The following is a 23,073-nucleotide window of genomic DNA, read 5'->3' as shown; positions in this document are numbered from 1 at the left end:
CCCTGGCAATGGGCTCAGAGGCCGCTGAAGCGGCTGATGTTGGACAGGTTGCGGTTCGGCTTGGGATTGCGGCGATAGACCAGAGCCATCTTGCCGATGACCTGGACGAGCTCGCAGTTGCCCGCGGTGCAAAGCTCGTCGATCAGGGCGCGGCGATCTTCGCGCTCCATGATGCGGAATTGCACCTTGATCAGTTCGTGATCGTTCAGCGCGCGCTCCAGTTCGGCCAGCACGCCCTCGGTCAAACCGTTCTCGGCCACCGTCAATACCGGTTTCAAGTGATGGCCGATAGATTTGTATTGCTTCTTGTGCTCCTGTGAGAGCGCCATAATCAGACCCCTGCGAAAAAAGGCTGCTAGTTTACCCGAGTGATTCCGGGGCGCACAGCCGAACACGAGGTATCCCGTGGCCCGTTCCAAGACTAGCCAGCGTTGGCTGAAAGAACACTTCGACGATCCATACGTCAAAATGGCGCAAAAGGACGGTTACCGCTCCCGCGCCAGCTACAAACTGCTGGAAATCCAGGAAAAGGACCGCATCCTGCGGCCCGGCATGACCGTGGTCGACCTTGGTGCCGCGCCTGGTGGCTGGTCTCAGGTCACCAGTCGGGTGATTGGTGACCGCGGGCGACTCATCGCCTCCGACATCCTGGAAATGGACAGCATCCCCGATGTGACCTTCATCCAGGGCGACTTCACCGAGGATGAGGTCTTCTCGCGAATCCTCGAGGCGATCGGTGACCATCCGGTAGACCTTGTGATTTCGGATATGGCCCCCAATATGAGTGGGGTGAGGGCGGCCGACCAGCCGCGTGCCATGTACCTGTGTGAGCTGGCGCTTGATCTGGCCAGCCGTGTCCTGCGGCCGGGTGGCGATTTTCTGATCAAGATATTCCAGGGCGAAGGTTTCGACGTCTACCACAAGCAAGTGCGGGAGATGTTCGACAAAGTGCAGATGCGTAAGCCGCTTTCGTCGCGCGACCGTTCTCGCGAGCAATACCTGCTCGCGCGAGGCTTTCGCGGGGAATAGACTGCGTGAAGGCCTGACCAGTGGGTCGCCGAGGCCGTGCCGATGGTGCAGGGAGGCCGCAGGGTCTCATAAAGGGTTACAGACGGCGCCTGCCAGGGGCAGGGGTTGTGTAGTAAGTTAGGCCGGTTAATCACCAGCCGTCATGCGGGGTGCGCTCCAGGATAGGGGCCCGTTCCAGAGGGTAGCTAATTGAACGACATGGCAAAAAATCTGATCCTGTGGCTGATCATCGCCGCTGTGCTTGTCACGGTGATGAACAACTTCTCCAGCCCTAGCGAACCGCAGACCCTTAACTACTCGGAATTCATCGAGCAGGTCAAAGAAGGCAAGGTCGAGCGCGTCACCGTCGACGGCTTCGTCATCACCGGCAAGCGCAGCGATGGCGAGTCTTTCAAGACCATTCGTCCGGCCATTCAGGACGGTGGCCTGATTGGTGACCTGATCGATAACAACGTGATCATCGAGGGCAAGCAGCCCGAGCAGCAGAGCATCTGGACCCAGTTGCTCGTCGCCAGCTTCCCGATCCTCGTGATCATCGCGGTCTTCATGTTCTTCATGCGCCAGATGCAGGGCGGCGGCGGTGGCCGTGGCGGCCCGATGAGCTTTGGCAAGAGCAAGGCACGCCTGCTGTCCGAGGACCAGGTGAAGACTACCCTGGCTGACGTCGCCGGCTGCGACGAGGCCAAGGAAGAGGTGGGCGAGCTGGTGGAGTTCCTGCGTGACCCGGGCAAGTTCCAGCGCCTGGGCGGCCGGATCCCCCGCGGCGTGCTGATGGTCGGTCCGCCCGGTACCGGCAAGACGCTGCTGGCCAAGGCTATCGCCGGTGAGGCCAAGGTTCCGTTCTTCACGATCTCCGGTTCCGACTTCGTCGAAATGTTCGTCGGTGTGGGTGCGTCCCGCGTCCGCGACATGTTCGATCAGGCCAAGAAGCATGCTCCGTGCATCATCTTCATCGACGAGATCGACGCCGTCGGCCGCCATCGTGGCGCAGGCCTGGGCGGTGGCCATGACGAGCGTGAGCAGACCCTCAACCAGTTGCTGGTAGAGATGGACGGCTTCGAGATGAATGACGGCATCATCGTGATCGCCGCCACCAACCGCCCGGACGTGCTGGACCCCGCGTTGCTGCGTCCAGGTCGCTTCGACCGCCAGGTTGTCGTGGGGCTGCCGGACATCCGTGGTCGCGAGCAGATCCTCAAGGTGCACATGCGCAAGGTCCCGATCGGCGATGACGTCGATCCGGCTGTGATCGCCCGCGGTACTCCGGGTTTCTCCGGTGCGGACCTGGCGAACCTGGTCAACGAAGCGTCCCTCTTCGCCGCTCGCGTGAATAAGCGCCTGGTGGAGATGAAGGAGTTCGAGCTGGCCAAGGACAAGATCATGATGGGCGCCGAGCGCAAGACCATGGTCATGTCCGAGAAGGAGAAGCTCAACACGGCCTACCACGAGGCAGGTCATGCCATCGTCGGTCGCCTGGTGCCTGAGCACGACCCTGTCTACAAGGTGTCCATCATTCCTCGTGGTCGTGCGCTCGGTGTGACCATGTTCCTGCCCGAGGAGGATCGCTACAGTCTGTCCAAGCGCGCCCTGGTCAGCCAGATCTGCTCGCTGTTCGGTGGCCGGATCGCCGAGGAAATGACTCTGGGCTTCGATGGCGTCACCACGGGGGCCTCCAATGACATCATGCGCGCCACCCAGATCGCCCGTAACATGGTGACCAAGTGGGGGTTGTCGGAGAAGCTCGGTCCGCTGATGTACGCGGAGGAGGAGGGTGAGGTTTTCCTGGGGCGCAGTGCAGGTTCCCAGCACGCCAACGTGTCCGGCGAGACCGCCAAGCTAATCGACCAGGAAGTTCGTCGCATCATCGACGAGAGCTACACCACCGCGAAACGCCTGCTGGAAGAGCACCGTGACAAGCTCGACCAGATGGCTGATGCGCTGATGAAGTACGAGACCATCGACTCCGACCAGATCGACGACATCATGGCGGGTCGTACCGTCCGTGAACCCAAGGACTGGGAGGGCGGTTCCGGTACTGGCACCCCTGCTCCGAGGGAAGAGACCAAGCGTCCCGAGACCCCCATTGGTGGGCCAGCCGGCGAACACTAAGGTTCGTAGATGAGTTCGATGCAGTACCCGACCCGGTTGCCTTGTGGCAACCGGGTTCTTGATTTGGCCCAGCCTCAGGTGATGGGCATTCTCAATGTCACTCCGGATTCCTTTTCCGACGGCGGTCGCTTCAGTGGCCGTGACTCAGCCCTGCGGCATGCGGCTGAAATGGTCGAGGCCGGCGCAACCCTCATCGATGTGGGGGGCGAGTCCACTCGCCCCGGCGCTCGAGTGGTATCCCCGACCGAGGAACTGGAGCGGGTTGCGCCCGTGGTCGAAGCCATCGCCCGCGAGCTGGATGTGGTGATATCCCTGGATACCTCCACGCCCGCCGTCATGCGCGAGGGTGCCCGCCTTGGCGCGGGCATGATCAATGATGTGCGGGCGTTGCGTCGGGACGGCGCATTGGATGCCGCTGCCGATACTGGTCTCGCGGTGTGCCTGATGCACATGCTGGGCGAGCCGGGCACCATGCAGCAGGATCCTCGCTACGATGACGTGACGCGGGAGGTAGGCGAGTTCCTGGCGGTGCGCATGCAGGCTTGTCTTGCGGCGGGCATTCCGGCCGAGCGGCTCGTGCTGGACCCCGGGTTCGGCTTCGCCAAGACCCTGACCCACAATCTCAGCCTGTTCAAACACATGGAAGCGCTTCACGGTTTGGGACGTCCCTTGCTGGTGGGCGTCTCCCGAAAAAGCATGATTGGCCAGACGCTGGGACGGGACGTCCATCAGCGGCTGTCCGGCAGTCTCGCCCTGGCCGCGCTCGCGGTTGCCAAGGGCGCCTGCATCCTGCGCGTTCACGATGTCGCGGAAACCGTCGACGCAGTACGCATGATCACCGCTGTGCAGGCAGCGGAATAAGAAAACACGGAGCACCCCATGAGCAGAAAGTACTTTGGCACCGATGGCATTCGCGGACATGTCGGCCAGTTCCCGATCACACCGGATTTCATGCTCAAATTGGGCTGGGCTGCGGGCATGGCATTCCGCAAGCAGGGCAAGTGCCGCATCCTGATCGGCAAGGACACCCGGATTTCCGGCTACATGTTCGAGTCGGCCCTGGAGGCCGGCTTGCTGGCTGCAGGCGCTGATGTGCTGCTACTGGGCCCCATGCCCACGCCTGCCATCGCCTACCTGACGCGCACCTTTCTCGCCGATGCCGGTATCGTGATCAGTGCCTCCCACAACCCTCACCACGACAACGGCATCAAGTTTTTCTCCGGCAAGGGCACCAAGCTCTCCGATGAAGTGGAGCTGATGATCGAGGAGCTGCTGGATCAGCCCATGACCGTCGTGGACTCCGCCCAGTTGGGCAAGGTTTCGCGGATCAATGACGCTGCGGGGCGTTACATCGAATTCTGCAAGAGCACTACGCCTATCAGCACCGACTTTGCTGGGCTCAAGGTGGTGGTCGATTGCGCCCATGGCGCGACCTACAAGGTGGCGCCCAGCGTCTTTCGCGAGCTGGGAGCCCAGGTCAGTGTAATGGCGGCGCAACCCAATGGCCTGAATATCAACGAGGATTGCGGCTCCACTCACATGGCCAGCCTGCAGGCGGCGGTGGTGGAACAGCAGGCGGATCTCGGCATCGCCTTCGATGGCGATGGCGATCGCGTGCTGATGGTGGATCACACTGGGGCTGTTGTGGATGGCGACGAGCTCATCTATCTGATTGCCCGTGACCTTCACACACGCGGCCGCCTGAACGGTGGTGTCGTGGGTACGCTGATGAGCAATCTGGGTCTTGAGCTCGCGCTCCAGGAGTTGAGCATTCCCTTTGTTCGCGCCAAGGTCGGCGACCGCTACGTGATGAGCGAGTTGCAGGCCAATGGCTGGACCCTGGGGGGTGAGAATTCCGGTCACATCGTGTGCAGCCATTACACCACTACGGGTGACGCCATCGTCTCGGCGCTCCAGGTGCTGATGGCGCTCCAGCGCGGCGGCCAGTCTCTCGCCGAGGCGCGCCAGGGCATGCGCAAGTGTCCCCAGGTGCTGATCAATGTCCGTTATTCCGGCGGCGACGTGGATCCGGTCAATCACCCTGCGGTCACCGAGGCGTCCGCTCGAGTCACCGAGCAGATGGCGGGTCGTGGGCGGGTTCTGCTGCGCAAGTCCGGCACGGAGCCGCTGGTTCGTGTGATGGTAGAAGGTGACGATGAAATGATGGTTCGTGGCTATGCCGAAGAACTCGCGAAAGTCGTCAACGAGGTATGTGCTTGATTTCTCTTGCTTGTTGGAAATTCCTTGGGTAACATCTGCGCCCACTTTGATCGACGGAATAAAGCATGCGCCGACCATTGGTAGCCGGTAACTGGAAAATGCACGGTACCCGCGCCAGCGTCGCAGAGCTGATCAAGGGTCTGCGCCAATTGGCGTTGCCTTCTGGCGTCGAAGTCGCGGTCATGCCGCCATGTCTGTACATCAGTCAGGTCATTCAAGGCCTGGACGGCAAGTCGATTGTCGTTGGTGCTCAGAATTGTGCGGTGGAGCCTGTGCAGGGAGCCCTCACAGGTGAGGTTGCGGCGAGTCAGTTGGCGGACGTGGGTTGTCAGATGGTTCTCGTCGGTCACTCGGAGCGTCGCCTGATTCTGGGTGAGAGCGATGAGGTCGTGAGTCGCAAGTTCGCGGCTGCTCAGTCCTGTGGTCTGGTCCCGGTGCTATGCGTCGGCGAGACCCGGGAGCAGCGCGAAGCCGGCAAGACGCTTGAGGTTGTTGGGCGTCAGCTGGGTAGCGTGATCGAGGAGCTTGGTGTGGGTGCGTTTACTCGTGCGGTGATTGCCTATGAGCCTGTCTGGGCGATTGGTACGGGGTTGACCGCTTCGCCGCAGCAGGCCCAGGAAGTTCACGCGGCTATCCGCTCGCAGCTGTCGGCCGAAAACGCCGAAGTCGCTCGCGGCGTACGGATTCTGTACGGCGGCAGTGTGAAGGCGGCCAGTGCGGCCGACTTGTTCGGCATGCCGGATATCGATGGGGGGCTCATTGGTGGTGCCTCCCTGAATGCGGATGAGTTCGGTGCGATTTGTCGCGCCGCAGGAAGCTGACAAGATGCTGGAAACTGTCGTTGTTGTGGTGCATCTTCTGGTCGCTCTGGGTGTGGTAGGCCTGGTTCTGATTCAGCAGGGCAAGGGTGCGGATGCTGGTGCCTCCTTTGGGGCTGGTGCGTCGGCTACTGTGTTCGGTAGTCAAGGTTCCGCTACCTTTTTGAGTAGAGTTACTGCTATACTCGCCGCGGTTTTTTTCATTACCAGCCTGGGTTTAGCGTACTTCGCTAAAGAAAAGGCTGATGCGCTGAGCAATGTGGGGCTGCCGGATCCGGCGGTTCTGGAAGTTCAGCCAAGCAAGCCGGCAGCTGACGATGTGCCGGTGCTCGAAGAGCAGAAGCCAGCCACTCAGTCGAGTGATGTGCCGCCAGCTCCAGAGCAGAAGTAAGGCAAGTTTTGCCGAGGTGGTGGAATTGGTAGACACGCTACCTTGAGGTGGTAGTGGCCATAGGCTGTAGGGGTTCGAGTCCCCTCCTCGGTACCATACAAAGAGCGGCCCGCAGCAATGCGGGCTTTTCTTTTTGCGGGATGTTCGGTTGACCATGCAAGGTGCTGGCCGTATACTCTCGCACCAGCTTTGACGCGGGGTGGAGCAGTCTGGTAGCTCGTCGGGCTCATAACCCGAAGGTCGTTGGTTCAAATCCAGCCCCCGCAACCAGTAGTCGCGAAGCCCCTTTTTAGGGGCTTTTTGCTAGCTGGACAGTTGGCCTCCGATCACGGATCAGGCGGTTTGAAGGGATGGGCGTTTCGCCCATTTTTTATTTGCACAGCATGCGAGAGGCAATCAGGTGTCGAGCAAGCTAGAACAGTTGCAGGCCTTGTTGGCCCCGGTAGTCGAGGCGCTCGGTTACAAGTGCTGGGGCATCGAGTTCCTGTCCCAGGGGCGTCACTCGCTCCTCCGGATCTATATCGATCACGAGAACGGCATCCTGGTGGACGACTGTGAGAAGGTCAGCCGCCAGGTGAGCGGTGTTCTCGATGTAGAGGATCCGATCAGCAGCGAATACACCCTGGAGGTTTCTTCGCCAGGTATGGATCGTCCGCTGTTTACCCTTGATCAGTACGCCGCCCATGCTGGCGAACTGGTCAAGATCAAGCTGCGCTCGCCGTTCGAAGGGCGACGTAATTTTCAGGGGCTTCTCCGCGGGGTGGAGGAGCAGGACGTGGTGGTTCTCATTGAAGACCGCGAGTTCCTCCTGCCGATCGAACTGATCGACAAGGCCAACATCATTCCCCGTTTTGACTGAGACGCGGATCCCGCGGATCCAATGGATTGCGAAAGGCGAGGCGTACGATGAGCAAAGAAGTACTGCTGGTTGTTGAGTCGGTATCCAATGAAAAGGGCGTACCGGCCGGCGTGATTTTCGAGGCGCTTGAGCTGGCTCTGGCCACTGCTACCAAGAAGCGCTACGAGGACGAGGTCGACCTGCGCGTGTCGATCAACCGTCACAATGGTAACTACGACACCTTCCGTCGTTGGACTGTGGTGGCAGACGAGGATTTCGAGGATCCCGACATCCAGCTGACCCTCGATCAGGCTCAGGCTCGCGATGAGAACGCCAAGATCGGTGATGTCATCGAAGAGAAGATCGAATCCATCGAGTTCGGCCGCATCGCTGCCCAGACCGCGAAACAGGTGATCGTGCAGAAAGTGCGTGAAGCCGAGCGCGCGCAGGTCGTCGAGGCCTATCGCGAGAAGCTGGGCGACATCATTTCCGGCACCGTGAAGAAGGTCACCCGCGACAACGTGATCGTCGACTTGGGTAACAACGCCGAGGCGCTGCTGGCTCGCGAGGACATCATTGCCCGGGAAACCTTCCGTGTTGGCGCTCGCGTGCGGGCCCTGCTGAAGGAAATTCGCACCGAGAACCGTGGTCCGCAACTGATTCTGTCGCGCACTGCGCCGCAGATGTTGATCGAGCTGTTCCGTATCGAAGTGCCGGAAATCGCCGAAGAACTGATCGAAGTGATGGCCGCGTCCCGTGATCCGGGCTCTCGCGCCAAGATCGCCGTTCGCTCCAAGGACAAACGCATCGACCCGCAGGGCGCCTGTATCGGCATGCGCGGATCCCGCGTCCAGGCCGTGTCCGGCGAACTGGGTGGCGAGCGTGTCGATATCGTCCTTTGGGACGACAACCCCGCCCAGTTCGTGATCAATGCCATGGCTCCGGCCGAAGTGGTCGCGATCATCGTCGACGAAGATGCCCACGCGATGGATATCGCCGTTGCCGAGGACAACCTGGCCCAGGCCATCGGTCGTGGCGGTCAGAACGTACGTCTTGCCAGTCAGCTGACCGGCTGGACCCTGAACGTGATGACCGAAGCGGATATTCAGGCCAAGCAGCAGGCTGAAACCGGCGGCATCCTGCGCTCGTTCGTGGACGAGCTGGAAGTGGATGAGGAACTGGCCCAGGTCCTGGTGGAAGAAGGTTTCACCAGCCTGGAAGAGATTGCCTACGTCCCTATGGAAGAGATGCTCAGTATCGAGGGTTTCGACGAAGACATCGTCAACGAGCTGCGCGCCCGGGCGAAGGACCGCCTGCTGACCAAGGCGATCGCCACCGAAGAGAAGTTGGCGGATGCCCAGCCTGCCGAAGACCTGCTTTCCCTCGAAGGCATGGACAAGGACCTGGCTGTCGAACTCGCCGTGCGGGGCGTGATTAACCGCGAAGACCTGGCAGAGCAGTCGATCGACGACCTGCTCGACATCGACGGCATGGATGAAGAGCGTGCCGGCAAGCTGATCATGGCCGCCCGAGCCCATTGGTTCGAGTAAGTATCGCGGCCTGAGGAGAGAAGTGCATGACGCAAGTCACGGTGAAAGAACTGGCCCAAGTGGTCGATACACCGGTGGAGCGCCTGCTGCAGCAGATGCGTGAGGCGGGTCTGCCGCACACCAACGCCGAGCAAGTGGTAACCGACAACGAGAAGCAGGCCCTGCTGGCTCATTTGAAGAGCAGTCACGGTGAGCGCCTGGAAGAGCCGCGCAAGATCACCCTGCAGCGCAAGACCACGACTACGCTGCGAGTTGCTGGCAGCAAGACCATCAACGTCGAAGTTCGCAAGAAGAAGACCTACGTCAAGCGCAGCCCCGACGAAATCGAGGCTGAGCGTCAGCGCGAGCTGGAAGAGCAGCGCGCCGCTGAAGAGGCCGCCCGCCTGAAGGCCGAGGAAGAGGCTCGTCAGCGTGCTGAAGAAGCCGCTCGCCGCGAAGCCGAGGCGCGTGCCAAGCAGCCAGCCGATGCAGTACCTGCCAGCGCTGCCGCACCTGTTGCCCAGCCTGAAGCAGCGCCGGTCGTTGCTGTCGCCCCTGCTGCCGCTCCGGCCACTGGCGCCGCCGCCGCGGCAGGCGCTGCCGATCGCAAACGCGAAGAACCTCGTCGTCCCGAGCGCGCTCGTGACGAGGACGATCGCCGTGATCGCAAGCATGCGCAGCACCGGCCGTCCGTCAAGGAGAAGGAAAAGGTTCCTGCTCCCCGAGTTGCCCCTCGCAGCACCGACGAAGAGAGCGATTCCTATCGTCGCGGCGGTCGTGGTGGCAAGTCCAAGCTGAAGAAGCGCAACCAGCACGGGTTCCAGAGCCCGACAGGACCTATCGTGCGTGAAATCAGCATCGGCGAAACCATTACCGTGGCCGAACTGGCTGCCCAGATGGCCGTGAAGGGCGCAGAAGTCGTCAAGTTCATGTTCAAGATGGGCACTCCGGTGACCATCAACCAGGTGCTCGATCGCGAGACCGCCCAACTCGTCGCCGAAGAGCTCGGCCACAAGGTCAAGCTGGTCAACGAGAATGCCCTGGAAGATCAACTGGCCGAGTCCCTGAAGTTCGAAGGTGAGGCGTCGACTCGTGCCCCGGTCGTGACCGTGATGGGCCACGTCGACCACGGCAAGACCTCCCTGCTCGACTACATCCGTCGTACCAAGGTGGCGAGTGGCGAGGCGGGCGGCATCACCCAGCACATCGGCGCCTATCACGTCGAAACCGATCGTGGCATGGTGACTTTCCTGGATACTCCCGGCCACGCGGCGTTCACCGCCATGCGTGCCCGCGGCGCCAAGGCGACCGACATCGTGATCCTGGTGGTCGCGGCCGACGACGGCGTAATGCCCCAGACCGAAGAAGCCGTCCAGCATGCCAAGGCGGCTGGTGTACCTATCGTTGTCGCCATCAACAAGATGGACAAGCCCGAAGCCAACCCGGACAACATCAAGAACGGCCTTGCCGCGCTGGATGTGATCCCGGAAGAGTGGGGCGGCGATACCCAGTTCGTGCCCGTGTCGGCCAAGGCCGGTACCGGCGTCGACGACCTTCTGGAAGCCGTGCTGCTGCAGGCTGAGGTACTGGAACTCACCGCCACCCCGTCGGCTCCCGGTCGTGGGGTCGTGGTGGAGTCGCGCCTCGACAAGGGCCGTGGCCCGGTGGCTACCGTGCTGGTCCAGGACGGCACCCTGCGTCAGGGCGACATGGTGCTTTGCGGCGTCAACTTCGGTCGCGTACGCGCCATGCTCGACGAGAACGGCAAGGCCATCAAGGAAGCCGGTCCGTCCATCCCGGTCGAGATCCTCGGCCTGGACGGCACCCCGGATGCGGGTGATGAGCTGACCGTGATCAGCGACGAGAAGAAGGCGCGTGAAGTGGCCCTGTTCCGTCAAGGCAAGTTCCGCGAGGTCAAACTGGCCCGCCAGCAGTCCGCCAAGCTGGAGAACATCTTCGAAAGCATGGGCCAGGACGAGAAGAAGACCCTCAACATCGTGCTCAAGTCCGATGTGCGCGGTTCTCTCGAAGCGCTGCAGGGAGCCCTCTCGGACCTCGGCAACGACGAAGTACAGGTCCGCGTGGTAGGTGGTGGCGTCGGTGGTATCACCGAGAGCGATGCCAACCTGGCGCTGGCGTCCAACGCCGTGCTGTTCGGCTTCAACGTGCGTGCCGACGCCGGCGCGCGCAAGATCGTCGAGCAGGAAGGTCTGGACCTGCGTTACTACAACATCATCTACGACATCATCGAAGACGTTAAGAATGCCCTGTCCGGCATGCTGGGCAGCGACGTCCGGGAGAACATCCTGGGTATCGCCGAAGTGCGCGACGTGTTCCGTTCGCCGAAGTTCGGTGCGGTCGCGGGTTGCATGGTCATCGAGGGTCTCGTACACCGCAACCGCCCGATCCGCGTTCTGCGCGACGACGTGGTGATCTTCGAAGGTGAACTGGAGTCCCTGCGCCGCTTCAAGGACGACGTGTCCGAGGTGCGTGCCGGCATGGAGTGCGGCATCGGCGTGAAGAGCTACAACGACGTCAAGGTCGGCGACAAGATCGAAGTGTTCGAGAAGGTCCAGGTGGCGCGTACCCTGTAAATGCAGGATCAGCGGGAAGCTGGAAGCTGGGGGTGGAAGCGTGATCTTCCTACCCTGAGCTTCCAGCTTTCAGCGTTTTAGAGTGATACGAAAATGGCTAAAGACTACAGCCGTACCCAACGCATCGGCGATCAGATGCAGCGCGAACTGGCGCTGCTGATCCAGCGGGAGATCAAGGATCCGCGCCTGGGCCTGGTGACCATCACCGCGGTCGACGTAAGTCGTGACCTCTCCCATGCCAAGGTGTTCGTCACCGTCATGGGGCAGGAGGACAATATCGAGAAGACCCAGCTCAACATCGACATCCTCCAGGATGCCGCCGGTTTTCTGCGCATGCAGTTGGGCAAGGCGATGAAGCTGCGCAGCGTGCCGCAGCTTCACTTCCACTACGACGCCAGCATCCGTCGTGGTGCCGAGCTGTCGGCGCTGATCGAGCGTGCCATGGCGGAAGACCGCAAGCACCCGGGCAACGACGGGGAGTGACGGTGTGGCTCAGGTGAAACGAATCCGCCGTAACGTCAGCGGCCTGCTGATCCTCGACAAGCCACGGGGCATGAGCTCCAACCAGGCCCTGCAGAAAGTCCGCTGGTTGCTCAACGCCGAGAAGGCCGGCCACACCGGCAGCCTCGACCCGCTCGCTACCGGCGTGCTGCCGTTGTGCTTCGGCGAGGCGACCAAGTTCTCCCAGTACCTGCTGGATGCCGACAAGGGTTACGAAACGCTGGCCCAGTTGGGTGTGACCACCTCCACCGGCGACGCCGAAGGCGAGGTGATCGAGCGTCGCGAGGTGACCGTCGGTCGCCCCGAGATCGAGGCGTTGCTTCCGCGTTTTCGCGGTGAAATCAAGCAGATACCGCCGATGTACTCCGCACTCAAGAAGGACGGCCAGCCGCTCTACAAGTTGGCTCGTGCGGGTGAGGTAGTGGAGCGTGAGGCGCGTTCTGTTACTATTGCGCGCCTGGATTTGCTGGCCTGTGAAAATGACCAGGCCAGATTGGCCGTAGCCTGCAGCAAGGGCACCTATATCCGTACCCTGGTCGAGGACCTTGGTCAGGCATTGGGATGCGGAGCCCATGTGGCGGAGCTGCGTCGGACCCAGGCAGGGCCCTTCGTACTGGCCCAGGCGATCAGCCTGGAGACCCTGGAAAAGGCCCACGCCGAAGGCGGCAACGAGGCGCTGGACCAGTTCCTCCTGCCGGTCGACAGCGGTCTGGAGCACTGGCCGCTGATCCAGCTAACCGAGCACAGCGCCTATTACTGGCTTCACGGCCAGCCGGTGCGTGCTCCGGAAGCGCCGAAGTTCGGCATGATGCGGGTGCAGGATCATACCGGTCGCTTTATCGGAATCGGTGAAGTGAGCGATGACGGGCGCGTAGCGCCGCGTCGACTGATTCGGTCGGAGTGACCGAACCGAGGATGGCTGTCAATAGGCACGGTCATTCCTCCATTTTGAACACGGAACCCAGGTTCCGGCCTATTACTCTCAGAGGAAGCCCATCATGGCACTGAGCGTTGCTGAAAAAGCCCAGATCGTTAACGAGTACAAGCAAGCTGAAGGCGATACCGGTTCTCCGGAAGTGCAGGTTGCCCTGCTGACCGCCAACATCAACAAGCTGCAGGACCACTTCAAGGCCAACGGCAAGGACCACCACTCCCGTCGTGGTCTGATCCGCATGGTTAACCAGCGCCGCAAGCTGCTGGACTACCTGAAGGGTAAGGACGCCTCTCGTTACAGCGCCCTGATCGGTCGTCTGGGTCTGCGTCGCTAAGCGACACAGATGAGCTGGAAGCTGGAAAACCGGAAGCTGGACATCGTTCCAGCTTTCGGCTTTCCAGCTTTCGGCTTTTTTAGGGACTGAACCGGGTCCGACTCCCGCCATTCCCACGATTTCCCCCAAAGGCAACAAAGAGAAGGAAAACACCGTGAATCCGGTAATCAAGAAGTTCCAGTTCGGTCAATCGACCGTGACCCTCGAGACTGGCCGTATCGCCCGTCAAGCCTCCGGCGCCGTCCTGGTCACCATGGATCAGGACGTCACCGTGCTGGTGACCGTAGTGGGTGCCAAGCAGGCCGATCCGGGCAAGGGTTTCTTCCCCCTGTCCGTCCACTACCAGGAAAAAACCTACGCCGCCGGCCGTATCCCGGGTGGTTTCTTCAAGCGTGAAGGCCGTCCTTCCGAGAAGGAAACCCTGACCTCCCGCCTCATCGACCGCCCGATCCGTCCGCTGTTCCCGGAAGGCTTCCTGAACGAAGTGCAGGTCATCTGCACCGTGGTTTCCACCAACAAGAAGACCGATCCGGACATCGCCGCCATGATCGGTACGTCTGCGGCCCTGGCCATCTCCGGCATCCCCTTCGCAGGCCCCATCGGCGCCGCGCGCGTGGCTTACCATGAAGAAGCCGGCTACCTGCTGAACCCGAACTACGAGCAGCTGAAAGCCTCCGCCCTGGACATGGTCGTCGCCGGTACCGAAGACGCCGTGCTGATGGTGGAATCCGAAGCCCAGGAGCTGACCGAAGACCAGATGCTGGGCGCCGTGCTCTTCGCCCACCAGGAATTCCAGGCCGTGATCCAGGCCGTCAAGGAATTCGCCGCCGAGGCTGGCAAGCCCGCCTGGAACTGGACCGCTCCGGTCGAGAACACCGCCCTGCTCAGCGCCATCAAGGCCGAGTTCGGCGAGGCCATCTCCCAGGCCTACACCATCACCATCAAGCAGGACCGCTACAACCGCCTGGACGAGCTGCGCGAGCAGGTCATCGCCCGCTTCTCCGGCGAGGCAGAGGGTCAGTTCCCGGCCGGTGAGGTGAAGGAGGCTTTCGGCCTGCTGGAGTACCGCACCGTTCGCGAGAACATCGTCAACGGCAAGCCCCGTATCGATGGCCGTGACACCCGCACCGTACGTCCGCTGAAGATCGAAGTCGGCGTACTGGACAAGACCCACGGTTCCGCCCTGTTCACCCGTGGCGAGACCCAGGCCCTGGTCGTCGCCACTCTTGGCACCGCCCGTGACGCCCAGCTGCTGGACACCCTGGAAGGCGAGCGCAAGGACGCCTTCATGCTGCACTACAACTTCCCCCCCTTCTCGGTGGGCGAGTGCGGCCGCATGGGCAGCGCCGGTCGCCGCGAAATCGGCCACGGCCGCCTGGCCCGTCGTGGCGTTGCCGCCATGCTGCCGAAGGGCGACGAGTTCCCCTACACCATCCGTGTGGTTTCCGAGATCACCGAATCCAACGGCTCCAGCTCCATGGCTTCCGTGTGCGGTGCCTCCCTGGCGCTGATGGACGCCGGCGTGCCGATGAAGGCTCCGGTTGCCGGTATCGCCATGGGTCTGGTGAAGGAAGGTGACAAGTTCGCCGTCCTGACCGACATCCTGGGTGACGAAGACCACCTGGGCGACATGGACTTCAAGGTGGCCGGTACCGCCAAGGGCGTGACCGCCCTGCAGATGGACATCAAGATCAACGGCATCACCGAAGAGATCATGGAGATCGCCCTGGAGCAGGCGCTGGAAGCACGTCTGAACATCCTCGGCCAGATGAACCAGGTGATCGCCGAGTCCCGCAGCGAGCTGTCCGAGAACGCTCCGACCATGCTGGCCATGAAGATCGACTCGGACAAGATCCGTGACGTCATCGGCAAGGGCGGCGCCACCATCCGCGGCATCTGCGAAGAGACCAAGGCCTCCATCGACATCGAAGACGATGGCAGCGTGAAGATCTTCGGCGAAACCAAGGAAGCCGCCGAGGCCGCACGTCAGCGCGTCCTGGCCATCACCGCCGAAGCCGAGATCGGCAGGGTCTACGTGGGCAAGGTCGAGCGCATCGTCGACTTCGGTGCCTTCGTCAACATCCTGCCCGGCAAGGACGGCCTGGTGCACATTTCCCAGATCAGCGACAAGCGCATCGAGAAAGTCACCGACGTACTGAAGGAAGGTCAGGAAGTGAAGGTCCTGGTGCTGGACGTGGACAACCGCGGCCGCATCAAGCTGTCCATGAAGGACGTGGAAGCCGCCGAGGCCTCCGGCGTCTGATCATCGCCAGCCGATGAAGAGAGGGCCCCTTGCGGGCCCTCTTTTTTTGCCCGGACAATGGCCAATCGCAATCATCCGGAACCCCGTCATGGACAAGACGCTCTGCCAGTACCACCCCACCCAGCCCGCCACCTGGCAGTGCTCGCCGTGCCAGCGGCACTTCGGTGATTGCTGCATCCCGCTCAATGCCGATGCCCCGGACGATGCCCCGGCCTGCCCACTGTGCCGTAGTCCGCTGACCTTCCTGGGCGCCGCCAACACCGCCCAGCCCTTCTGGGAGCGCCTGCCGCAGTTCTTCGCCTACGCCCTGCAGACCGGGCCGCTGGCCTTCGCCGCACTGTTGGCGCTGGCCAGCCTGTTCATGCCGCGATCGCTCATCCTCTGGGTCGCGTTGCTCAGTGTCGCCACCAAGTACTTCCACAGCGTCATCGAGGCTAGCAGCGAGGGGCGGCGGGAGGCACCGAGCCTGATGGAGGCCTTCACCGGCGAAGGCTTCAGCCTGTTCTTCAAGCAGATGGCCGTGTTCCTCGTGGCCCTGGGCGCCCTTTGGCTGGCGGCGGACTTCGATAGCGAAGTGGTGTTCTGGGGGATGAACATCGCCATCGTCCTCCTGCTTCCGGCCAGCATCATCCGCCTGGCCCTCAGCCGAGAACTGGGGGCGGCCTTGAGTCCCGACCAGGTGGGTGAGGTCATCCGTGCCATGGGCTGGCGTTACCTGATCCTCTGCGCTTTCCTCTTCATCCTCTGGCAGTCGCCGGGGTACGTGGCCTGGATGCTCGCCAGTGGCCTGCCCAAGGTGGTGCTGATGCCGGTGGCCACCTTCCTCTTCGGCTACTTCGGCGTGGTCATGTGCAGCATGATGGGCTACGCCGTCTTCCAGTATCAGGGCGCCCTGGGGTTCGCCATCGCCGAGGAGGGTGCCCAGGTCGGCCTCCCCGAGCAGGAGTGGCGCCGGCGCCGTGCACTGGCGGATGCCGAGATCCGCCTGAAGGAGGGGCAGAGCGACGGGGCCCTGGAAACCCTGGCCAAGGCCCTGCAGCGGGACCCTGAGGACCTGCGCCTCAACGAGCGCTATCACCAGTTGCTGTTCGGCCTCGGGGCGCGCGAACGCTGCCTGCAGCACCTGACCCATTACCTGCCCCTGGTTGCCCGGCAGAATCCCGCCCTGGCCGCGACCGCCCTGCTCAACGCACGCCAACTGCAGGGCGATTACCTGCCGGACGATGCGCTGGTGTGCGAGCAGGTCGCTACGGCCCTGCTGGAGCGACACCGGGTGCGTGAGGCGCTGAGCCTGTTGCGCAACCTGCATCAGCGCTTCCCCGACTACCCCCATATTCCCCGGGCCTACCTGCTGGCGGCGCGGGGCTTCGCCGAAGGACTGGGCCAGCTGGATCCGGCACGCAAGCTCCTGGCCTACATCCGGGCGCGTCATCCGGCTTCGCCCCTGCTGGATCAGGTCGCCGCCCTGGAAGAAACCCTGGGCAGGCTTGAGGGTGTTCGCCGTTGAAGGGGGCTTGATGTCGTGCAGTCTGCACGGCCCTTCGCGGGGCAACGTGCAGACTGCATGTAGGAGGTGGAAGGGAGTGTCTCGTAAATTATTGATTACGCTATGTTTTTCTCTTTGTCGTGAGCTGGCACAGGGCTTGCGATGTTTCAGGTGAGCCTGCAGCCAGGAGCCGGTTGCAGATGATCCGAAGCGAAGAGGAGAACCCCTCATGAAACAGACTTTCACCAAGTGGACCTTTGCCGCTGTCACCGCTGCCGCCCTCAGCCTGCCGTACGCGACCGGCGCCTATGCGGATACCCTCAGCGGCCCAGCCGTGTTGGCGGCCAACGAGACCATGCAGAAAGCCGAAGAGGCTGTCTCCGACACCTGGATCACCAGCAAGGTCAAATCCACCTTCCTGGCTGACAAGAACCTCAGCGGCATGGACATCAAGGTGGAGACCAACAAGGGTGTCGTCGCCCTGTCCGGCATGGTCAAGACCGATGCCGAGCGTGAGCTCGCCATCACCACTGCAAAGGGCATCAAGGGCGTGACCGCCGTGTCCGCCGATGGCCTGAAATCCGCCGAGTGAGGCTCGGCCCCCCTGAACGATGAGGCCCTGCGATACGCGGGGCTTCGTCGTTCAGGGGGCAGTCAGCGACCCAGGTATTGTTGGTAGAGCGCCAACTGGCGGGTCTGCTCCGCCTCGGGAAAGGCCCGGCGCAGGTACTGCCCCAGTTCGCCCACGCCTCGCAGGTCCTGGCGCTGACCCAATTGCTTGGCCAGTTGCAGGGTCAGGCCGGGCAACTGCGCGGGTGCCGGCGAGACCTGCGCCAGGCGCCGCCAGGGCGCCAGGGCGCGGCCGGCCTCGCCGGCCTTGAGCAGGCGCTGCAGCAAGTGCAGCAACACGGCGGGATGCTGCAGCAGGCGTTGCTGGGGGTCGGCGACGTCATCGGCCAGCTTCTGCAGCAGAGGCAGGGTGCCCGCCTGATCCGCCAGCCCGAAGAGTTGCTTGAGCACCGCTGACATCAGGGCCTTGTCCTGGCGTCCCTTGGCGACTGGATAGAGACGCTCCAGCAGGGTCGGGCGCCCTGGATAGCGCGCCAGCAGGTCGAGCCCGCGAGGCACCGCCTGGTCCAGGGCGAAACGGCCGATCAACTGATCCAGCGCCGCCAGTTCCCGCTTGAAGGGCCCATCCGGGTCTTCCTTGTTCAGGTAGGCCTCGTCCACCCGGAGGATTCCTGCCCGGCCCAGCAGCCAGGTGGCGAGGAAACCGAAGCCCAGTCCCCCCAGGTGCGCGTAATAGTTCACATGGTCGTCCGCCGCCAGTACGCCGTAGAGCTCCTTGCCCAGCCAGGCGGGGAATATCCACAGGGCCGGGGCCTTGAAGTAGCCGATCAGGGGCCCGAGCCAGTAGAAGAAGCGAATGCGCCGCAGGCCGTAGACGCCGATGGTCATCCCCATCAGGCCGGAGACGGCGCCCGAGGCGCCGATGCCGGCGACCCAGACCGGGTCCAGCGCCCACCAGAGCAGGTGCGAGGCGAGGCCGCTGGCGAGGTAGAGGCCCAGGTAGACCCAGCGCCCGAGCGCCGCTTCCAGGGCGAAGCCGCAGATGAACAGAAAGAGCATGTTGCCCAGCAGGTGATCGAAGCTGCCATGGAGGAACATGGCGCCGAACAGCCCCTCTACGCTGAACTTCTTGGGAATGAAGCCGAAACGCTGGGCGCTGATCCGGTCCCTTGCCTCCTCGGCCCGCGCGCGCGCCTGCTGCCAGGTGGCGTCGGCCTGGTAGGCCGGTCGTTGGTGCAGCCAGTCCTCGAACTCCAGGTCACGGAGAATGATGGCGGCGAGGTCCTGGCGGCGCATGGCATCGACGGCGTGGCGCTGGTCGGTGTCGAGCTTTTCCCGCTCCACCAGATGGTCGATGTACAGGGCACGCTCGCGGTTCAGCAGGCCTTCGTCGAGATAGAGCCGTTGTGCTTTCTCTGCCCGTGCCTGGTCACCGCCCTGGTAGCCGATGTAGATCAGGGTATTGAGCAGGATCAGCAGCAGGGTGATGACCGGCGGCCGCCGCCAGTCCAGGGGTTGGTCGGCGGGCAGGATGATCATGATGCGCGGCTCAGTTGCGCTGGCTTTCGATTTCGCTGAGGCGGCCGCCGACGAATCTCAGGTAGTGGTACATGCCGTTGGTAGGTCCGTAGACCCATTCTTCCACCTGCATCTCCTGGCGACCGCTCTGGGTTTCCGAGTAGCCGATGAAGTTGCGGGAAGCGGGTTCGCCGCACTTTCGCTGGACCTCGACCGTGCGGTCCCCAACGCTCACCAGCTTGCTTTCGCAGCGAAAGGTGCTGGCCTGGGCGTCGAGGGCGATGAGGAGGGTGGCTGCGAGGGCGCAGGTCAGGCTTTTCATGGGGCGGGCATCCTGTCCGGTGGTTGAAGGCGCAGAGCCTAGCATTCCGTCAGAGCGGCTGTCAGTTGCCGCGCTTGCTGCTGATACCGCGCAGGCGGTTACCCTCGAAACGGAGGAAGTGGTACATGCCGTTGCGGGGGCCGTAGACCCATTCCTCAACGCGGACTTCGGTGCGCTGTCGGTACTCGTCCATGACTTCGCGGTAGCCCAGATCCGCGCGGCTGGTGGGTTCGCCGCACTTCTCCAGCACCTCGCCGACGGTGTCGTCGAGGCTGATCAGGTGGCTGGCGCAGCGCAGGGTAGAGGAGGCCTCGGCGGTCCCCAGGACGAGCAGCAGTGGCAGGCAGGCGAGCAGACGGAGGATCACGTGCGGGTCCGGAGGCGTAGGGGAGCTACAGCCTACACCCGGCGCATGCGGACGTCAGCGGCTTCGCCGCGTCTCGATGCGCACCAGGCGGTTGCCCTCGAAGGTGAGGATGCTGAGCATTCCGTTGTTGGGGCCGTAGACCCATTCCTCCACGGTGAACTCACGCCGGTCGTAGCCGCCCAGGGTGTAGCCTACCTGGTCACGGTGGGCCGGCTCGCCACACTTCTGCAGGACCTCGAAGGCACGGTCGCCGAGGCTGATGAGCCGGCTGCCACAGCGCATTGTGTCCGCCCCGGCCGGTGTGGCCAGGGCGAAGGTCAGCAGGACGGCGGCCAGGGCGTTGCGCATGGTCATTCGCTGTCCAGGTGCAGCGGGGTGATGACCTCTCCGGCCTGATTCGGCTCCACCAGGCTGACGTCCAGCAGAAAGATGCGTTCGTCGGCGAGTCCGCCGCGGTCCACCAGGTAGTCCTTGATGCTGGCCGCTCGGGCCTGGCCCAGCTGGCGCAGCAACAGGTCGCTCTGGGCCCAGGAGGCGAGTACGGCGTCCCGTAGCCTGGCGGCACGTTCGTCGCCGTCCAGTTGCTGCCACTCCGCCGGGGGCTGCTGTTTCATCCGGGTGCGGTAGATGCCTTCGAGCATCGGCGCCTTCTCGTCCTCGGGTACCTCGATCTGGCTGGCGTCGGTTGGCACCTTGTCGCCCCGGCGCTGGGCGATCTTGTAGTAGGTGGACTGGTACTCCCGGGCCAGGCGCTGTTCGGCCAGGAGTGGGCCGTCTGCGGATCTGGCGCTTGCGCCTTCGACCTCCAGGCGTAGCGCGGGGCGTTGTTTCAGGGCCTCGGCCAGGGTGTCCAGGGCTTTCTGCGCGTCGGCGTCCAGCTCGCTGCTGCCGGCGGGGAAGGGCACCTGGCCCAGGTCCTCACCGCTGCCGCCCACCAGCCCGGCGACGAAGTTGAAGGGAGCCTGGACCGCACGCAGCACCAGGTTGCGCAGGGTCTGCCAGACGATGGGGGCGACGCTGAACTGCGGGTCGTTGAGGTTGCCGGCCACCGGCAGGGAGATATCGATCTTGCCCTGGGTGTCCTTGAGCAGGGCGACTGCGAGACGCACGGGCAGGTCGACGGCGTCGGGGCTGTCCACCTGCTCGCCCAGTTGCAGTTGCTCCAGCACCAGGTGGTTCTCGGCCTTCAGTTGGCCCTTCTCGATCTGGTAATGCAGGTCGAGGTTCAGCCGCCCCTTGCGGATGCGGTAGCCGGCGAACTTGCCGGAGTAGGGCGTCAGGGTGGTGAGCTCGACACGCTTGAAGCGGGTGGCGATGTCCAGGCTGTCCAGCGGGTCGAAGGGGTTCAGGCTGCCCTTGATGGTCACCGGCGCGTAGCGGTCCACCTTGCCCTCCACCGCCACCTTGGCCGGTTTCGGGTTGCGATTGTCGAGGGTGCCGATCTCGCCATTGAGTTGCTGGATGGCGGTGGCGAAGTTGGGGGTCAGGCTGAAGTCGGCGAAGTTGGCCGAGCCATCGTGAATCTCGATGCCGCCGATGCGGATACCCAGCGGCTTGCCGGCGGGTTCCGCCTTGGCCTGGGGATTGGCGGGCTGCGGGATCACCAGGTCGCTGGCGTTGGTGGTCAGGTCCTCGTTGATGATGAAGCGCGCATAGGGCTGGCTCAGGCTGACCTTGTCGATGCTGAGGCTGTCCCCGTGCCGGTAGTCGAGGCCATCCACCAGCAACTGCTGCCACCTGACGAAGTCCCGCTCCTTGAGGGTGTCCAGGGTGTGCATCTGGTTGACCAGGGCGCGACCGGTGATGGCCAGGGCCAGCGGCTCGGTGCCTTTCAGGTCGACGTCGAGGTCGCTGTCGAGCATGCCGCTGCGCAGCTCCAGGCGGATGAAGGGACTGATGTAGGCCTGGGCCACCCGCAGGTCGATGTCGCGGGTCTGCACCTGAAGCTTCGCCGTGGTGGGCTTCAGTTGCACCTGGCCCACCGCCTGCACCTTGCCCTGCTTGCCGAGCCCGGTGTCGAGGCTGAGGTTGAAGGGGGATTCGCCACGGCTGTCGAAGTCCTTGATGTCCAGGTCGAGCGGACCCAGGTCCAACTGCACCGGCTGCTTGGGCACGCGGTCGGCCAGGTGGACCTTGTAGCCCCGCAACTGGGTGTCCTTGAGGGTGACTATCCAGGGCCTGGCCGGCTCCGCTGATGGTTTCTCCGCCGGGGCGTCGGCATTCTCGGCCTTGGCCGCCGGTCTGGCCTCGCTGGCGAAGAGTTTCTGCCAGTCCAGCTGCCCGTCGGCCTCGCGGGCCGCCCAGGTTTCCAGGTTCCGGCTCTGGATCTTGCCCACCAGGACCTCCTGCTTGGCCAGGTCCAGGCTGCTGTCGCTCACCTCCAGCACCTCGAGGTTGGCCAGGGGGCGGTTGTCCGGTGCCTTGATGGCGAAGGGGGAGACCTTGATCCAGATCTTGTCCAGGTTCAGTTGGGTGCCTTCGGCGAGGCTCAACCTGTAGTCGGTGGACAGGCTCACCACGCCCTTCTCCAGCACCAGCGGCACGGCATCGCGGACGTAGGGCCAGAACGCTTTCATCTGGCCCTCGGTGAGTTTGAGCTGACCGCTGGACGTGAAGGGGATGAGGGTCATCTGGCCTTGCCAGTCGATGCGCCCGCCATGGGGGCCGGTGGCCACCAGGCTCATGTCGGTGTTGTCGTCCGGAAGGGTGCTGAGATTGGTCAGTTCCAGGTTGAGGGAGTCGTAGTTGAACTCCACCGGCTCGCTGGGGCGCAGGTCCTGGAAGTGCAGGCTGCTCTCGCTGAGTTGGATGTGGTCGATGCGCAGGGGAAAGGGATCGCCGGCCGGCTCCTCCGCCTTGGGTTCGCTGGGGGGAAGCTTGAACAACTGGGCGAGGTTGAGCGACCCGTCCTTGGCGAAGAGCACTTCGGTCGTGGATTTGTGCAGCGCTACGTTCGCCAGGTGCAGGGCGCCGGACCAGAGGCTGTCCAGTTCGAGGTTGGCATAGAGCCGTTCGAAGCCCAGCTGTTCGGCCCGCTCTTCTCCCAGGTGCAGGCCCCAGAGGGTCAGTTCCAGGCTGAAGGGGTTGAGCTGGATGCGTTCCAGGCGGGCCGGCACCGTGGCGTACTCCGCCAGTTGCTGGTTCGCCACTCGCAAGGCGATACCGGGGAGGATGAGGAAACCGAGCAGGCTGTAAAGAGCGACGGCGATCAGCAGGGCGCAGGCGGCCCGTTTCAATCCTTTGTACATGA

The 23,073-nt window shown here is 63.2% G+C and carries 21 protein-coding genes and 2 tRNA genes; 17 read left to right on the top strand and 6 right to left on the bottom strand.

The window, feature by feature from the left end; genetic code table 11:
• Nucleotides 1-14: 14 nt before the first annotated feature.
• Nucleotides 15-329, bottom strand: coding sequence for a YhbY family RNA-binding protein (locus tag KF707C_RS24770; protein WP_003457305.1), 315 nt, complete (start codon nt 327-329; stop codon nt 15-17).
• Nucleotides 330-405: 76 nt separating this feature from the next.
• Here KF707C_RS24770 and rlmE point away from each other — a divergent pair, with 76 nt between their 5' ends.
• From rlmE to KF707C_RS24685, 17 genes are all read left to right on the top strand, one after another.
• On the top strand, nt 406-1,029 hold the full coding sequence (gene rlmE, locus KF707C_RS24765) for a 23S rRNA (uridine(2552)-2'-O)-methyltransferase RlmE (protein ID WP_003457303.1): 624 nt from the start codon (nt 406-408) through the stop codon (nt 1,027-1,029).
• Between the two features lie 198 nt (nt 1,030-1,227).
• On the top strand, nt 1,228-3,138 hold the full coding sequence (ftsH, locus tag KF707C_RS24760; protein ID WP_003457301.1) for an ATP-dependent zinc metalloprotease FtsH: 1,911 nt from the start codon (nt 1,228-1,230) through the stop codon (nt 3,136-3,138).
• A 9-nt stretch (nt 3,139-3,147) separates the two neighbouring features.
• Entirely contained in the window at nt 3,148-3,999 is an 852-nt protein-coding gene (gene folP, locus KF707C_RS24755) for a dihydropteroate synthase (protein WP_036994472.1), read from the top strand.
• An 18-nt stretch (nt 4,000-4,017) separates the two neighbouring features.
• The gene (gene glmM, locus KF707C_RS24750) at nt 4,018-5,358 is read left to right on the top strand and encodes a phosphoglucosamine mutase (RefSeq protein ID WP_003457297.1); all 1,341 of its coding nucleotides are present in this window, start codon (nt 4,018-4,020) and stop codon (nt 5,356-5,358) included.
• 65 nt (nt 5,359-5,423) lie between these two features.
• Nucleotides 5,424-6,179, top strand: a complete 756-nt coding sequence (tpiA, locus tag KF707C_RS24745) for a triose-phosphate isomerase (RefSeq protein ID WP_003457295.1) — start codon at nt 5,424-5,426, stop codon at nt 6,177-6,179.
• Nucleotides 6,180-6,183: 4 nt separating this feature from the next.
• Complete coding sequence (secG, locus tag KF707C_RS24740) at nt 6,184-6,567, top strand: preprotein translocase subunit SecG (RefSeq protein ID WP_036994470.1); 384 nt, start codon at nt 6,184-6,186, stop codon at nt 6,565-6,567.
• A 10-nt stretch (nt 6,568-6,577) separates the two neighbouring features.
• Nucleotides 6,578-6,663, top strand: a tRNA-Leu gene (locus tag KF707C_RS24735).
• 97 nt (nt 6,664-6,760) lie between these two features.
• Nucleotides 6,761-6,837: transfer RNA gene (locus KF707C_RS24730), tRNA-Met, on the top strand.
• Nucleotides 6,838-6,967: 130 nt separating this feature from the next.
• Nucleotides 6,968-7,426 carry a ribosome maturation factor RimP gene (rimP, locus tag KF707C_RS24725; protein ID WP_003457291.1) on the top strand — a complete coding sequence of 153 codons (459 nt, stop codon included), beginning with the start codon at nt 6,968-6,970 and terminating at the stop codon, nt 7,424-7,426.
• 47 nt (nt 7,427-7,473) lie between these two features.
• Complete coding sequence (nusA, locus tag KF707C_RS24720; RefSeq protein WP_003457289.1) at nt 7,474-8,955, top strand: transcription termination factor NusA; 1,482 nt, start codon at nt 7,474-7,476, stop codon at nt 8,953-8,955.
• 26 nt (nt 8,956-8,981) lie between these two features.
• Complete coding sequence (gene infB / locus KF707C_RS24715) at nt 8,982-11,528, top strand: translation initiation factor IF-2 (RefSeq protein ID WP_003457287.1); 2,547 nt, start codon at nt 8,982-8,984, stop codon at nt 11,526-11,528.
• Nucleotides 11,529-11,621: 93 nt separating this feature from the next.
• On the top strand, nt 11,622-12,011 hold the full coding sequence (gene rbfA / locus KF707C_RS24710) for a 30S ribosome-binding factor RbfA (protein WP_003457286.1): 390 nt from the start codon (nt 11,622-11,624) through the stop codon (nt 12,009-12,011).
• A 4-nt stretch (nt 12,012-12,015) separates the two neighbouring features.
• Nucleotides 12,016-12,933: a tRNA pseudouridine(55) synthase TruB gene (gene truB / locus KF707C_RS24705; RefSeq protein ID WP_003457283.1), complete on the top strand. Its 918-nt coding sequence runs from the start codon at nt 12,016-12,018 to the stop codon at nt 12,931-12,933.
• A 94-nt stretch (nt 12,934-13,027) separates the two neighbouring features.
• Nucleotides 13,028-13,297 (top strand): 30S ribosomal protein S15, encoded by a 270-nt coding sequence (gene rpsO / locus KF707C_RS24700; protein ID WP_003457281.1) that lies wholly within the window; start codon nt 13,028-13,030, stop codon nt 13,295-13,297.
• Between the two features lie 154 nt (nt 13,298-13,451).
• Entirely contained in the window at nt 13,452-15,560 is a 2,109-nt protein-coding gene (gene pnp, locus KF707C_RS24695; RefSeq protein WP_003457279.1) for a polyribonucleotide nucleotidyltransferase, read from the top strand.
• A gap of 88 nt (nt 15,561-15,648) precedes the next feature.
• On the top strand, nt 15,649-17,067 hold the full coding sequence (locus KF707C_RS24690; RefSeq protein WP_003457277.1) for a hypothetical protein: 1,419 nt from the start codon (nt 15,649-15,651) through the stop codon (nt 17,065-17,067).
• 208 nt (nt 17,068-17,275) lie between these two features.
• Nucleotides 17,276-17,638, top strand: coding sequence for a BON domain-containing protein (locus KF707C_RS24685; protein WP_003457275.1), 363 nt, complete (start codon nt 17,276-17,278; stop codon nt 17,636-17,638).
• Between the two features lie 62 nt (nt 17,639-17,700).
• Here KF707C_RS24685 and KF707C_RS24680 read toward each other — a convergent pair whose 3' ends face one another.
• The 5 genes from KF707C_RS24680 to KF707C_RS24660 all read right to left on the bottom strand — a co-directional run bounded on the left by KF707C_RS24680 (nt 17,701) and on the right by KF707C_RS24660 (nt 23,071).
• On the bottom strand, nt 17,701-19,155 hold the full coding sequence (locus tag KF707C_RS24680; RefSeq protein ID WP_003457273.1) for a rhomboid family intramembrane serine protease: 1,455 nt from the start codon (nt 19,153-19,155) through the stop codon (nt 17,701-17,703).
• 10 nt (nt 19,156-19,165) lie between these two features.
• Entirely contained in the window at nt 19,166-19,456 is a 291-nt protein-coding gene (locus KF707C_RS24675) for a DUF2845 domain-containing protein (protein WP_003457269.1), read from the bottom strand.
• A 61-nt stretch (nt 19,457-19,517) separates the two neighbouring features.
• On the bottom strand, nt 19,518-19,823 hold the full coding sequence (locus KF707C_RS24670) for a DUF2845 domain-containing protein (RefSeq protein WP_003457267.1): 306 nt from the start codon (nt 19,821-19,823) through the stop codon (nt 19,518-19,520).
• Between the two features lie 54 nt (nt 19,824-19,877).
• A complete protein-coding gene (locus tag KF707C_RS24665; RefSeq protein ID WP_003457264.1) occupies nt 19,878-20,177 on the bottom strand; it encodes a DUF2845 domain-containing protein in 300 nt (99 codons plus the stop codon).
• Nucleotides 20,174-23,071, bottom strand: a complete 2,898-nt coding sequence (locus KF707C_RS24660; RefSeq protein ID WP_003457261.1) for a DUF748 domain-containing protein — start codon at nt 23,069-23,071, stop codon at nt 20,174-20,176. The genes KF707C_RS24665 and KF707C_RS24660 overlap by 4 nt, the downstream gene beginning before the upstream one ends.
• Between the last annotated feature and the right edge of the window lie 2 nt (nt 23,072-23,073).

Origin of the sequence: Pseudomonas furukawaii, assembly GCF_002355475.1 — a bacterium.
GTDB lineage: Bacteria > Pseudomonadota > Gammaproteobacteria > Pseudomonadales > Pseudomonadaceae > Metapseudomonas > Metapseudomonas furukawaii.
The sequence above is the reverse complement of the archived record's forward strand: the minus strand, read 5'-3'. Positions and strand labels throughout refer to the sequence as shown.